The sequence below is a fragment of the Cupriavidus sp. UYPR2.512 genome (genome assembly GCF_000379565.1).
GTDB lineage: Bacteria > Pseudomonadota > Gammaproteobacteria > Burkholderiales > Burkholderiaceae > Cupriavidus.
The window spans coordinates 25,270-38,609 of record NZ_KB902965.1; the positions used below are offsets into that span (position 1 = coordinate 25,270).

12 protein-coding genes are annotated in these 13,340 nt (G+C 68.0%); 2 read left to right on the forward strand and 10 right to left on the reverse strand.

The window, feature by feature from the left end:
* Positions 1 to 126: 126 nt before the first annotated feature.
* The 7 genes from A3A5_RS0115145 to mfd form a co-directional block, all read right to left on the reverse strand.
* The gene (locus A3A5_RS0115145) at positions 127 to 1,785 is read right to left on the reverse strand and encodes a PepSY domain-containing protein (RefSeq protein ID WP_018311408.1); all 1,659 of its coding nucleotides are present in this window, start codon (positions 1,783 to 1,785) and stop codon (positions 127 to 129) included.
* A 10-nt stretch (positions 1,786 to 1,795) separates the two neighbouring features.
* Entirely contained in the window at positions 1,796 to 2,107 is a 312-nt protein-coding gene (locus A3A5_RS0115150; protein ID WP_026200801.1) for a hypothetical protein, read from the reverse strand.
* Positions 2,104 to 2,391, reverse strand: a complete 288-nt coding sequence (locus A3A5_RS0115155; RefSeq protein ID WP_018311410.1) for a hypothetical protein — start codon at positions 2,389 to 2,391, stop codon at positions 2,104 to 2,106. The genes A3A5_RS0115150 and A3A5_RS0115155 overlap by 4 nt, the downstream gene beginning before the upstream one ends.
* A 196-nt stretch (positions 2,392 to 2,587) precedes the next feature.
* Positions 2,588 to 3,442: a phosphoserine phosphatase SerB gene (gene serB, locus A3A5_RS0115160; RefSeq protein WP_018311411.1), complete on the reverse strand. Its 855-nt coding sequence runs from the start codon at positions 3,440 to 3,442 to the stop codon at positions 2,588 to 2,590.
* A 115-nt stretch (positions 3,443 to 3,557) separates the two neighbouring features.
* Complete coding sequence (locus A3A5_RS0115165) at positions 3,558 to 4,949, reverse strand: amidohydrolase (protein WP_018311412.1); 1,392 nt, start codon at positions 4,947 to 4,949, stop codon at positions 3,558 to 3,560.
* Positions 4,950 to 5,071: 122 nt separating this feature from the next.
* Entirely contained in the window at positions 5,072 to 6,289 is a 1,218-nt protein-coding gene (argE, locus tag A3A5_RS0115170; RefSeq protein WP_018311413.1) for an acetylornithine deacetylase, read from the reverse strand.
* 80 nt (positions 6,290 to 6,369) lie between these two features.
* Positions 6,370 to 9,819 carry a transcription-repair coupling factor gene (mfd, locus tag A3A5_RS0115175; protein WP_018311414.1) on the reverse strand — a complete coding sequence of 1,150 codons (3,450 nt, stop codon included), beginning with the start codon at positions 9,817 to 9,819 and terminating at the stop codon, positions 6,370 to 6,372.
* Positions 9,820 to 9,968: 149 nt separating this feature from the next.
* On the opposite strand from mfd, the gene ispD reads away from it, so the two are divergent.
* Both ispD and ispF read left to right on the forward strand, forming a co-directional pair.
* Complete coding sequence (gene ispD / locus A3A5_RS0115180; protein WP_157637229.1) at positions 9,969 to 10,781, forward strand: 2-C-methyl-D-erythritol 4-phosphate cytidylyltransferase; 813 nt, start codon at positions 9,969 to 9,971, stop codon at positions 10,779 to 10,781.
* 4 nt (positions 10,782 to 10,785) lie between these two features.
* A complete protein-coding gene (gene ispF / locus A3A5_RS0115185; RefSeq protein ID WP_018311416.1) occupies positions 10,786 to 11,295 on the forward strand; it encodes a 2-C-methyl-D-erythritol 2,4-cyclodiphosphate synthase in 510 nt (169 codons plus the stop codon).
* Here the strand turns inward: ispF and A3A5_RS0115190 are convergent, their stop codons facing one another.
* The 3 genes from A3A5_RS0115190 to A3A5_RS0115200 all read right to left on the reverse strand — a co-directional run bounded on the left by A3A5_RS0115190 (position 11,296) and on the right by A3A5_RS0115200 (position 13,219).
* Positions 11,296 to 11,871 carry a GNAT family N-acetyltransferase gene (locus A3A5_RS0115190; RefSeq protein ID WP_018311417.1) on the reverse strand — a complete coding sequence of 192 codons (576 nt, stop codon included), beginning with the start codon at positions 11,869 to 11,871 and terminating at the stop codon, positions 11,296 to 11,298. It lies immediately after the preceding gene.
* A 171-nt stretch (positions 11,872 to 12,042) separates the two neighbouring features.
* A complete protein-coding gene (locus A3A5_RS0115195) occupies positions 12,043 to 12,564 on the reverse strand; it encodes a carboxymuconolactone decarboxylase family protein (RefSeq protein ID WP_018311418.1) in 522 nt (173 codons plus the stop codon).
* Between the two features lie 106 nt (positions 12,565 to 12,670).
* Positions 12,671 to 13,219: a peroxiredoxin gene (locus A3A5_RS0115200; protein ID WP_018311419.1), complete on the reverse strand. Its 549-nt coding sequence runs from the start codon at positions 13,217 to 13,219 to the stop codon at positions 12,671 to 12,673.
* Positions 13,220 to 13,340: the final 121 nt, after the last annotated feature.

The following is a 13,340-nucleotide window of genomic DNA, read 5'->3' on the forward strand; positions in this document are numbered from 1 at the left end:
GGTTGGCTCGATGTTGTTGGCCTGAGATAGTGTAGGGCAGCGGCCGGGCCGGCGCGCCCAAGGAAACAAAAACGGACGCTGCTGCGTCCGTTTTTGCGTGCGTGCGTGCGTGCGTGCGCCGTGCGCTCAGGGCGTATCCGTGCTGGGCATCGTCTTTGCGCTCGCGGTGGGCCTGGCGGCTTGGGCTGCCTGGGCTGCCTGGGCTGTCTGTGGCATCGCCCAGACCGACTCCGCCGGCCCGCTGCGCGCGCGGCGCTGCGTGGCGCGGGCCAGGGCGACAAAGCCCGCGGCCAGCGCGATCGCGCCGATATCGAAGCCGGCGATGATCCAGTGACCGCTGGGGATGCTCTGCAGCAGGTGGTCGCCGGTCAGGACCGCGTTCGCCAGCGGCACCGTCAGCGACGCCAGCGCGGCGGCGTAGAGCAGTTCCACCGCGGCGCGCACCGGCGGGCGCAGCAGCGCCCAGGCACAGGCCAGGCCAAACACCGTGAAATACGTGTAGCTCACCGCGCGTTCCGGCCACAGCAGCGCCGCCGGGAAGCACAGCGCCACGCCGATGCAGGAGCCGATGCACACGCCGACTGTGCCCTGCGCCAGCAGCCGGTGCACGCGCGGCTGCTCGGCCTGGCGCAGCTTGCGCCGCGACTCGATCCACAGCAGGTTGCCCGAATAGAACAGGAAGGCGCCGGCCAGCCCGGCCAGCAGGTAGACCAGCCGCACCGGCAGCTCGCCGAAGGTGCCGAAATGCAGCGCGTACAGTGCGCTGTAAAGCCCGTGGTTGCCGTCGCGCGTGCCGGCGGTCTGGTTGGCGCTCAGCTGGCCCGCGTTGGGCTCGCCGCTGGCGGCATGGATGCCGACCGAGCCCAGGTTGCCAAGTGCCTGCGTGCTGGTGCCGCGCACCTCCACCACGGCGTTGGCGTCGCCATAGCGCTGGAAGCGGAACGACTCGGGCGTGAAACGCTCGCCGCCATGCTCGCGCGCGATCTGCATCAGCGTGGCGGTGGGCATGGTCGGCACCGTACGGCCGGCCGCGGCCACTTCCGGTACGGCGGTGGTGGCGCGCGGCACCGCCTCGAACAGGCGGCCGTCGAAGGTCAGCGTGTTGAACACCATCATCAGCACCAGCGACAGGCAGAACAGCGCGCCGGTGACGGCAAAGACCAGGTGGAAGGGCAGGCTGAACAGGCCCAGCACATTGTGGGTGTCCATCCAGAAGCGCTTCAGGTTGCGCCCGGGGCGCACCGCGAACAGGTCCTTCTTCAGCCGCGGCAGGTGCAGCAGCACGCCCGACACCAGTGCCAGCCCGTACAGCACCGAGATCGCACCCATGAAGTAGATGCCGCCGGCCGGGATCCCCAGCGAGTAGTGCAGGCTGTTCAGGAACGCCGACAGTTCGCCGGTCACATGGTCGCGCGAGGTGTCGCGCTGCATCGCGGCATCGCCGGCCAGGCGGGCGTCTGTGGTCATCTGCCACTCGCCGGCCTGGTCCTGCCAGTAGGCCGAGATGTTGGGCTCGCCCTCCGACGGCATGATCACATAGGAACTCGCCGCGGCCTCGGGGTGGATCGCGACCAGCTTCTGCATGAGGCGGTCGACCGCGGCCGGGTCGGCCTTGGCCTCGACCGGCGCGCTGCCCTTGAGCCGCGACGGCGATTGCCATACATGCAGTTCGTGATGGAACACGGTGACCGCCCCGGCAAAGAAGGCGATAAACAGGGCCCAGCCGGCCATCAGGCCGACCCAGGTATGCAGCGTCTGGTACAGGCGCAGGGTTGCGGTTTTCATGATGGCGGTCTCAGGAGGCGGGCAGGGCGGCCAGTGCAGCCGGCGCCAGGCCGGCCAGTCGCAGCGCCCACAGCATGCCGAAGCAGAGCAGGTTGGCGCCGCCCAGCCAGAGCCAGGCGGTGCGGCTGGAGCGGAACAGCAGGCTGGCGCTGATGATGGCCACCCACACCGGCAGGCAGGCCACCACGGCCGCGACGATGCCGGTTTCCCAGCCGCCCGGCAGCCACAGGATCGACAGCGTGCACAGCGCCACCGCCAGCGGCAGCCCGAGCAGCGCGCCGGCCAGCCATTTGGTGCCCATCGCGGATGGGTCTGCGCTCATGCCCGTTGCTCCCGTGCTGCCCGGCGCTTGCGCGCGGCATAGGTGCCGATAAAGGGCCATACCGACAGCGCGCAGGGCACGGTCACCAGACTGGCCGCAATGGCTACGGGCCAGCCGTCGGTCGTGCTCCACAGCCAGGTGCTCGCGATGACCAGGGCGAGGCCCAGCCAGCCCGGCACACGCGGTTGCGCGACCCTGCCGGGCGGCAGCAGGACCTGGTTGGGCGCGGCCAGGTACAGGCACACAGCCGCAGCCAGGCCGAGAAGGACGGCCAGAACTTGCATGGGGGAATGTCAGATAAACGAAACATTAATAGTAATGATTCGCATTTAAAGAAGCAAGCGCTAAGTAGACACTGCGTCTCAGCAGGGATTTATCTGCACTAAGGGAGGGACTTGCGCTGGCTCTAGCGCGAATTGGTGCTGGCGGCCCGGGCGCCCGGCGCCCGGCGCGCGATGCCGCGTTTGCCGCGGCCCGGGATCAGTGCGGGAACAGCGCCAGCAGGCCATCCAGCCCGACGTGGTTGAACGCGACGCTGGCCTGCGCGCGCACCACCGGCTTGGCCCGGAAGGCCACCGACAGGCCGGCCACGGCCATCATCTTCAGGTCGTTGGAGCCATCGCCCATGACAATGGCCTGGTCCGGCGTGGCGCCGATCCGGGCGCAGACTTCCTGCACGGTGCGGGCCTTGACGTCGGCGTTGACGATCTCGCCAACGACATTGCCGGTCAGCTTGCCGTCGACGATCTCCAGCGTATTGGCGCGGGTCACGTCGAGCTTGAGCCGTGCCTTGAGCTTCTCGGTGAAGTGGACGAAACCGCCCGACACCAGCAGCGTGCGCAGGCCCAGCGCCTGCACGGTCTGCAGCATGCGCTCGGCGCCCGGCGACAGCCGCAGGCGCTCTTCATAGACGCGCTCCAGCACGCTGGCGTCCAGCCCCTTGAGCAGGGCCACGCGGCGGCGCAGGCTTTCGTTGAAATCGGTGATCTCGCCGCGCATGGCGGCTTCGGTGATGGCCGAGACCTCGGCCTTGAGGCCGCAGAAGTCTGCGATCTCGTCGATGCACTCGATCGTGATCAGGGTCGAGTCCATGTCCATCGCCACCAGGCGGAAGTCGGACAGCTTGCGCCCCGCGGGCACCACCGCCCAGTCGATCGCGCGCGGGCCGCAGAAATCGTCCAGCGCATCGCGCAGCGCCGGCGTCAGCGGCGCGCATTCCTCGGCAGCGGCCACGGTGTCGCTGCGCAGCACCAGTTCAGAGGCGCGGGCCAGAGTGCGGGCGGTGTCGAGGTCAGCAGGGGAAAGCGGGGCGGTGCTCTGGAGGATCAGGGGCATGACGAATGAGGATCGGGCGCTTGCCGCGCGGGCGGCAAGGCGGGGCCGGGGCTGGCCGCGCTGCGCGCGGCAAAACAGCTATTGTAGCCCCGCCGCAGCGCCCCGGGCGAGCCGCTCAGCGCTGCGCCATCACCATGTAGTCCACGGTCAGGCTGGACAGGGCGCGCACGCCGTTGATCAGCGCCGGCTCGTCCACATAGAACTCAGGCGAGTGGTTGGAAGGCGCCTTGGTCACATCCTGGCCCCTGGGCGTCACCCCGAGGTTGAAGAACAGGCCCGGCACTTTCTCCTGGTAGAAGGAGAAGTCCTCGGACGCGGTCGCCTTGGGCGTGATCATCCAGTTGCCTGCGCCGGCTACGCGCTGCAGCGTGGGCGCCATCTTCTCGGTCAGGGCCGGCTGGTTGATGGTGGCGTTGTACAGCTCCACCACGCGGAAGTTGGCCTCGGCGCCGGCACTGGTGGCGATGGCCTCGGTAGTGCGCTTCATGCGGGCATGGATGTCCTTCTTCATGCCTTCGTCATAGGTGCGCACGGTGCCCATCATCTCGACCTTCTCCGGCACAATGTTCATGCGGTTGCCGCCGTGGATGGTGCCCACGGTGATCACCGACGGTTCCAGCATGGCGTTGACCTGGCGGCTCTGGATGGTCTGCAGGCCCATCACGATCTGCGACGCCACCACGATCGGGTCGATCCCGCCCCACGGCCGCGCGCCGTGCGTCTGGCGGCCCTTGACGTCGATCCAGAACTGGTCGGCCGCCGCCATCGAGGGGCCGCTGCGCCAGCCCAGCTTGCCGGATTCGATGCCGCTGCTCACGTGCAGGCCGAAGATCGCGTCGACCTTGGGATTGTCCAGCACGCCCTCGGACACCATCTGCTTGGCGCCCCACGTGTTGGAGCCATTGGGTTCGAAGTCGGCCGGGCTTTCCTCGGCCGGCTGGAAGATGAACTTGACCGTGCCGGGCAACTGGTCCTTCATGCCGGCCAGCACTTCCGCGGTGGCCATCAAAATCGCCACGTGGGTGTCATGGCCGCAGGCGTGCATCACGTCCACTTCCTTGCCCAGGTACTGGCCCTTGGCCTTCGATGCAAACGGCACGTCCACGCGCTCCTTGACCGGCAGCGCGTCCATGTCGGCGCGCAGCGCCACCACCGGACCGGGCTTGCCGCCCTTAAGCACGCCGACCACGCCGGTCTTGGCCACGCCCGTCTTCACTTCCATGCCGAGCTTGCGCAGGTGGTCGGCCACCAGCTTGGCCGTGCGGGTCTCGTAGTTGCCCAGTTCCGGGTGCTGGTGGATATCGCGGCGCCATGCGATCAGCTGCTGCTCGACCGCCTTGGCGCGGGTTTCGATCTGCGCGTGCAGGGCGTCGGCGCCGGCAAGCGTGGGAGACGCGGCGGCCGGTGCCTGCGCTTGCGCGGTATTGCAGAGCAGGCCGGCGGCGAGGGCCACGCCCGCGAGCGCGAAGCGCGTGGTGGAACGGGATGCGGAATCACGGACAGCCATGCAAGGTCTCCTTCGTTGTTGTTGGTGTGATGCAGGCAGTGCTGCGGCCGCTGCGGATGGGGCGGCCAGAAGGGTGCCGCGCTGTGTGTCCTGGCCGGGCACTCAACGCGGCAGGGGGGATGTCAGTCCGCCACGCGCAGGCTGTCGACCACCTTGTGCAGAAAGGCCTCGCAAGCAGCCAGCTGCTCCAGCGCGACAAACTCATCCGGCTTGTGCGCCTGCTGGATATCGCCAGGCCCGCACACCACGGCCGGAATGCCGGCGCGCTGGAACAGGCCGGCCTCGGTACCATAGGCGACCTTGTTGGTGTCGCGGTCGGCGGTCAGCGCGCGCACCAGTTGCGTGATGGCTTCCTGCTCGGCCACGTCCAGCGATGGCGCAGCGGCGATCTTGCTCAGCGTCAGGCCGGCGTCGGCATGCTCGGCGCGCATCTTCGGCAGCAGTACGTCATTGGCGTAAGCCTGGATGCGCGCGTAGATGGCTTCGGGATCCACGCCGGGCAGGTTGCGGAATTCGAACACGAACTCGCACAGCGCCGGGATGGTGTTCAGCGCGATGCCACCCTGGATGGTGCCGGTCTGCGCGGTGGTGTAGGGCACGTCGAAGGCCTGGTCGTAGGGGCCGTTGGCCTTGAATTCATCGGCGATGTCGCGGATGAAACAGATCAGGCGCGCGGCGTATTCGATCGCATTGACACCGCGCGGCGTCAGCGACGAGTGCGCGGCCTGGCCCCTGACGCAGCAGCGGTAGGCGTTGATGCCCTTGTGCGCGACGATCACGCGCATGCTGGTGGGCTCGCCGACGATGCAGCCGCCGGGCGTCACGCCGCGGTCGCGCAGTTCGGCCAGCAGGTAGGGCGCGCCCATGCAGCCGATCTCTTCGTCGAAGGACAGCGCGTAGTGCACCGGCTCGCGCAGCCTGGCCTGCAGGATGGCCGGCAGCAGCGACAGGCTGGTGCCGATAAACCCTTTCATGTCGCAGGTGCCGCGGCCGTAGAGCTTGCCGTCGCGCACCACCGGCTTGAACGGGTCAGTGGTCCAGTCCTGGCCGTCCACCGGCACCACGTCGGTATGGCCGGAGAGCACGATGCCGCCGTTGGTGTTGCCGTCGGCGGCAGGCACGGTGACGAACAGGTTGGCTTTGTCCTGCTGCGGGTTGTAGCTCAGATGCGGCTTCAGCCCCTTGGCCAGGAAATGGTCGCGCACCGACTCGATCAGGCCCAGGTTGGAGTGGCGGCTGGTGGTGTCGTACGCGACCAGCCGCTGGGTCCATTCAAGCGCGCTGCCGCGCGCGGCGGTTTCGGTGACGGGCTGGCGGGAGGAAGCGGCTTGGGCGGACATGGGGCGATTATCACTAACTTGTTAAGGAATTGATGCTACACCCGGCCGCGCGCCGCGTCCATGCAGGATGCCCATGACGCCTACGCCAGTTGCCGCAACGTATGCTTGATGGTCTGCGCGCGCACCGCCACGTCCGGCATCTTGGCCTCGATGCGCAGCTTGTCCTGCCCGGCCAGCTTGATGTGGCGGTTCTTCTGCACCAGGTCGATGATGCGCATCGCGTCGATCGGCGGGTTGGGCACGAACTGCACGCTGATGGTGGCATCGCCCGCGTCGATCTTGCGCACGCCCAGCGGTGCGGCGGCGATGCGCAGCCGGTGCGTTTCCACCAGCGCCTGCGCCTGGTCCGGCAGGCGGCCGAAACGGTCGATCAGCTCTTCCTGGATATCGTCGACACGCTCCGCGGTCTCGCAGTTGGCCAGCCGCTTGTACAGCGACAGGCGTTCGTGCACGTCGGCGCAGTAGTCGTTGGGCAGCAGCGCCGGCGTGCCCAGGTTGATCTCGGTGGTGGCGGCCAGCGGCGCCATCAGGTCGGGCTCCTTGCCGGCCTTGAGCGCCTTGACCGCGGCGTTGAGCATGTCCGTATACAGCTGGAACCCGATCTCGTGGATCTCGCCCGACTGCTTGTCGCCCAGCACCTCGCCCGCGCCGCGGATTTCCAGGTCGTGCATGGCCAGGTAGAAGCCCGAGCCCAGTTCCTCCATCTGCTGGATCGCTTCGAGCCGGCGCTGCGCCTGCCTGGTCAGGCCTTCGACATCATGCACCAGCAGGTAGGCATAGGCCTGGTGGTGCGAGCGCCCGACCCGGCCGCGCAGCTGGTGCAGCTGCGCCAGGCCGAACTTGTCTGAGCGGTGGATCAGGATGGTGTTGGCGGTCGGCACGTCGATGCCGGTCTCGATGATGGTGGTGCACAGCAGGATGTTGTCGCGGCGCGCAACGAAGTCGCGCATCACGCGTTCCAGCTCGCGCTCGTGCATCTGGCCGTGTGCGACGGCAATGCGCGCTTCGGGCACCAGCTCGGCCAGCCGCGCGCGCTTGTTCTCGATGGTCTCGACCTCGTTGTGCAGGAAGTAGACCTGGCCGCCGCGCTTGAGCTCGCGCAGGATGGCCTCGCGGATCACGCCGTCTTCCTCGCGCCGCACGAAGGTCTTGATCGCCAGCCGCTTCTGCGGCGCGGTCGCGATCACCGAGAAGTCGCGCAGGCCCTCCAGCGCCATGCCCAGCGTGCGCGGGATCGGCGTGGCGGTCAGGGTCAGCACGTCGACCTCGGCGCGCAGCGTCTTCAGCGCTTCCTTCTGGCGCACGCCGAAGCGGTGTTCCTCGTCGATGATGACCAGGCCCAGGCGCTCGAACCTGACCTGGTCGGACAAGATCTTGTGCGTGCCGATGACGATGTCGACGGTGCCTTCGTTGATCTGCTTGATGGCCGCGTCGATCTCCTTCTTGGTCTTGAAGCGCGACAGCTCGACGATGCGCACCGGCCATTCGGCAAAGCGGTCGGACAGCGTCTGGAAGTGCTGCTCGGCCAGCAGCGTGGTCGGCGCCAGCATCGCCACCTGCTTGCCGCCCAGCACCGCGACAAAGGCCGCGCGCAGCGCCACCTCGGTCTTGCCGAAGCCGACGTCGCCGCAGACCAGCCGGTCCATCGGCTTGCCCGAGGTCATGTCGGCGATCACCGCGGCAATTGCGGCGGCCTGGTCCGGCGTTTCCTCGAAGCCGAAGCTTTCGGCAAAGGTCTCGTAGTCCTTGGGCGAGAGCGGGAAGGCAAAGCCCTCGCGCGCGGCGCGGCGCGCGTACAGGTTGAGCAGCTCGGCGGCGGTGTCGCGGATCTGCTGGGCGGCGCGGCGCTTGGCCTTGTCCCACTGGCCCGAGCCCAGGTGGTGCAGCGGCGCGGTATCGGGATCGGCGCCGGAATAGCGCGAGATCACATGCAGCTGGTGCACCGGCACATACAGCTTGCTGCCCTTGTCATAGTCCAGATGCAGGAATTCCTCGTCGCCCTGGCCCATATCGAGGGTCACCAGGCCCTGGTAGCGGCCGATGCCGTGCTCGCTGTGCACTACCGGGTCGCCGATCTTCAGCTCGGCCAGGTCGCGCACCATCGAGTCGACGGCGGAGGCCTGCTCCTGCTTGCGGCGCCCGGTGCGGCGCGCGGTGCCGGCGTACAGCTCGGCCTCGGTGACAAAGGCGATTTGCCCCTGCGGCAGCGCAAAGCCGCTCTGCAGCGGCGCCACCGCGATCGAGAAATGCGCTTCGCCGGCCAGGAACGCGGCAAAGTCGTCCACCGGCTGCGGGCGCAGGCCGCTTTCGGCAAAGAGCTGCAGCAGCGTCTCGCGCCGCCCGGCCGAGTCGGCGCACATCAGCACGCGGGTCTCTTTATCGAGCAACAGCGCTTCCAGATTGACCAGCGGGTCTTCGGCGCGGCGGTTGACCGAGACGTCGGGCAGGATGGCCGAGAACGCCGGCTGGTCCGCATTGGCTTCGGCCTGCAGCACCAGCCGTGCCATCGGCTTGGCGGCGACGAAGAACTGCTCCTCGGACAGGAACAGGTCCGCGGGCGGCAGCAGCGGGCGCTCGCGGTCGTGCCGCATGAAGTTGTAGCGCTGCGTGGTGTCGGCCCAGAAGCGGCGGATGGCCTCGTCGACGTTGCCGGCAAAGGCGAGCTGCGTATTGGCGGGCAGGTAGTCGAACACGGTGGCGCTGTGCTCGAAGAACAGCGGCAGGTAGTACTCGATGCCGGCCGACGGCACGCCGTTGCCGATGTCCTTGTAGATCGGCGACTTGGTCGGGTCGCCTTCGAACACCTCGCGCCAGCGGCCGCGGAAGGCGGTGCGCGCGGCTTCGTCGAGCGGGAACTCGCGCCCGGGCAGCAGCCGCACTTCCTTGACCGGGTACAGGCTGCGCTGGGTGTCGGGGTCGAAGGCGCGGATGGTCTCGATCTCATCGCCGAACAGGTCGATCCGGTACGGCAGCGCCGAGCCCATCGGGTACAGGTCGATCAGGCCGCCGCGCACGCTGTATTCGCCGGGGCGCATCACGGCGCTGACGTGCTCGTAGCCGGCCAGCGTGAACTGGGCCTTGAGCGCGTTCTCGTCCAGGCGCTCGCCCTGCTTGAAGAAGAAGGTGTATGCCGCCAGGAATGCCGGTGGCGCCAAGCGGTACAGCGCGGTGGTGGCCGGCACCAGCATCACGTCACATTGCCCGGTCTGGATGTCGTGCAGCGTGGCCAGGCGCTCGGACACCAGGTCCTGGTGCGGCGAGAAGCTGTCGTAGGGCAGGGTTTCCCAGTCGGGCAGCAGGCGCACGCGCAGCTCGGGCGCGAACCAGGGGATTTCCTCGGCCAGGCGCTGGGCATCGACCGCGTGGGAGCACACCACGGCCAGCATCGGCGCGCGCTCGCGGTGCTGGCGTGCGTACGCGGCCACAGCCAGCGCATCGGCCGAGCCGCGCAGGCCGGCCACGCTGTGGCGCAGCCCCGGCTTGACCAGCGGCAGGTTGACAAAGGGGAAGGCGGGCGTGGCGTCAGGCATGTCGGCAGCGAAGCGTTCAAAACGACGACACCCCGCCGGCATTGCGGGCGGGGGTCGGAGCAGGGGACCTCAACGGCCCGTGGCGCCTGCCGGGCACGCGTCAATGCGGAATGGCGCGGCATGGCGACGGGCAAGGGCCGTATTATAGAATGCGCACCGGTTGTCCCGCTGGCCATGCTGGCCAGCAGGCGCCCGCGCCTCTTTCACTCCACGCCGATCCTGTGTCCGCTCGCCGCTTTGCCCTGATTCCCTGTGCCGGTACCGGCAGCCGCGCCGGCGGCGCCGTCCCCAAGCAATACCAGACCGTGGCCGGCCGGCCGATGATCTGGTACGCGCTGGCGGCGTTTTCGGCGTGCGACGCCATCAACGCCACCGCACTGGTGCTGGCGCCCGACGACATGCCGCTGGAATCGCGCTTCGGCGCGGCGGCTTTTGCCGGGCTGCGCTTCGATACCGCCTTTGTCGGCGGCGATACCCGCCATGCCTCGGTGCTGGCCGGGCTGCACCACCTGGCGCAACTGGGCGCGACCGACAGCGACTGGGTGCTGGTGCACGATGCCGCGCGCCCGGGCCTGACCCCCGCGATGATCCACGCGCTGGTCCGCGCGGTGGAAAGCGATGGCGACGACGACCCGGACGCCGCCATCGGCGGCATCCTGGCGGTGCCGGTGCCCGACACGCTCAAGCGCGCCCAGGACGACGCCCGCATCGGCGCCACAGTGCCGCGCGAGGGGCTGTGGCAGGCGCAGACGCCGCAGATGTTCCGCCTGGGCGTGCTGCGCCAGGCGCTGCAGGACGCCATGGCGGCCGGCGCGGTGGTAACCGACGAGGCCAGCGCGATCGAGCGCCTGGGGCTGCATCCGCGGCTGGTCAACGGCTCGCTGCGCAATTTCAAGGTGACTTACCCGGAGGACTTCGCGCTGGCCGAAGTGCTGCTGGGCAACGACGGCAAAGGAGCCTGACCGCATGATGCCTTTCGATATCCGGGTGGGACAGGGCTACGACGTCCACGCGCTGGTGCCCGGCCGCAAACTGATCCTGGGCGGGGTCGAGATCCCGCACGACCGCGGCTTGCTGGGCCACTCCGATGCGGACGCGCTGCTGCACGCGGTCACCGACGCGCTCTTCGGCGCGGCCGCGTTGGGCGATATCGGCCGCCATTTCCCCGACACCGACGCGCAGTTCGCCGGCGCCGACAGCCGCGTGCTGCTACGCGAGGCCGCGCGCCGCGTGCGCGAGGCGGGCTATGAAATCGGCAATGTGGATGCCACCGTGATCGCGCAGGCGCCCAAGCTGGCGCCGCATATCGGCGCGATGGTGGCCAACCTGGCGCAAGACCTGGCGATTGCGCGCGGACGCTGCAACGTCAAGGCCAAGACCAACGAGAAGCTGGGCTTCGAAGGGCGCCAGGAAGGCATCGTGGCGCAGGCCGCGGTGCTGCTCTGGCGTGCCTCGGTGGGCGACGCGCAGGACTGATCAGGGCCGCGCGGCGTCTGGTGCCGCGGCGTCTTCCGGCGGGATGGCGTAGGTGTAGTCGATCAGGCGGGCCATTGCACCCGCGCGCGCACCGGCTTCGGTGCGCTTGGTGAAGCCCATCTGCTGGCACAGCCGGTTGGCCGAGGCCATTTCCGGCATGGTGCGCACCACCAGCATGGACGCGCCGATATCGCGCGCGCGCTGGATGCAGATCTGCATCAGCGTGCGGCCCAGGCCCAGGCCCCGCGCCTGCGGGCTGACCGACAGCAGCCGCGCTTCCGGCTGGGTCAGGGTGATGGTGCTGCCGTCGAGTGCCGGCAGCGTGGCGCCCGGATGGCAGAACAGCACGGCGCCCATGATGCCGTGATCGGTCTCCGCCACCCACCATTCCATATCCGGATTGCTGGTCGCCAGCACCGCCTGCATGCCGCGCTGGAACGAGGCGCGGCAGTCTTCCATGATGGCTAGCTCGTATTGCCCGTAGGCTTGTTGCGTGACGGCGGCGATGTCGCCCCAGTCGTGCACCGCCGCGAGGCGGTAGTGGAAGCGGGGGGAAGTCGGCGAAGGCAGGGTCATGGCAGGCTGTAAGTGCGTATCCTGCCTGGATTGTAGGCCGATCGCCGCACGTGTGCAGCCTTGGCGCAGAGCGGTTGCAGGATGAGAACAGCCGGCAATTCCTGATGGGAAGCTGCCGGCTGCTGTGCTACGGGGCTCGTGGCCGGGCGCGGGGGTGCGCTGTGGCCGGGCTTACTGCACGGCGATCACGTTGGCGGCGGCCACGATCACGGCGGCAATGCGGCCGACATCGCGCAGTTGCTGCGCACTCATGCCTTGTTCATTCTTCAGCAGCTGGTAGTGCGATTTCACACAGAAGTGGCACTTGCCCACGATCGAGGCGGCCAGCGCGTACATCTCGAAACGGCGCTTGTCCACACCGCCATGCGTGGCATAGGCGTTCATGCGCAGGCCGGCCGGCTGCGTGGCCAGGTCCGGATCGTCGGCCATTTCGACGTACGGGTACCAGGTGTTGTTCATGCCCATCAGCGCGGCTGCGGTCAGCGCGCCGTTGGTTTCCTCGGGCGACAGCACGCCGGCATTGCGGATGGCATCCACCAGCACCTTGCTCTGCGCCGCGAAAGCCGCCGCCAGCGCCACGCCCACCGCATCGTTGCCTTCCAGCGAAGAGCGCGCGATGGTGCCGTCCACGTTCAGGCGGATGTCCTTGGCGTAATCGGGGATGCAATTCTTAATCGTGCTGAGGAATTCCATTTATTTCTCCTATCGATCGGGGCCCAAAAAACCCGCGCAAGCGGGTTTTGAAGCGGAGGGCGGGGCCCTCCGCGGATCGCCACGGTGTCTGGCGACTGGCAGCAAATTACAGCGTGGCGCCACCAACGGCACGGTTGCACGGGCACAGTTCGTCCGTTTGCAGACCGTCCAGGATGCGCAGGACTTCTTCCGGATTGCGGCCCACGTTCAGGTTGTTCACCGATACGTGCTGGATCACGTTGTCCGGGTCGACGATGAAGGTCGCGCGCAGGGCAACGCCGGCAGCGTGGTCACGCACGCCCAGCTGGTCGATCAGCGAACCGGTCACGTCGGCGAATTGCCACTGGTCCAGCTTGTTCAGGTCCTTGTGTTCGCGGCGCCATGCCAGCTTGACGAACTCGTTGTCGGTCGAGCCGCCCAGCACGATCGCGTCGCGGTCGGCGAAGTCGCCGTTCAGCTTGGCGAAGGCAACGATTTCAGTCGGGCAGACGAAGGTGAAGTCCTTCGGGTAGAAGTAGATGATCTTCCACTTGCCTTCGAACGACTTTTCGGTGATGTCTTCGAAAGCCGACTGGCCGTTCTCTTCGTGATTGTTGAAACCCGGCTTGACACCGACGACGTGGAAGGCTTCGAGCTTGTCACCAACGGTCTTCATAGACTTCTCCTGATACGGTTGCAATGAGAGCGGTACGGTTGCAGCACGGCCGGCGTGGGACCGGTACTAGACTTTGCTGCAATGCACCGCGACAAAACGTGATTATGCGTCATCATCCGGC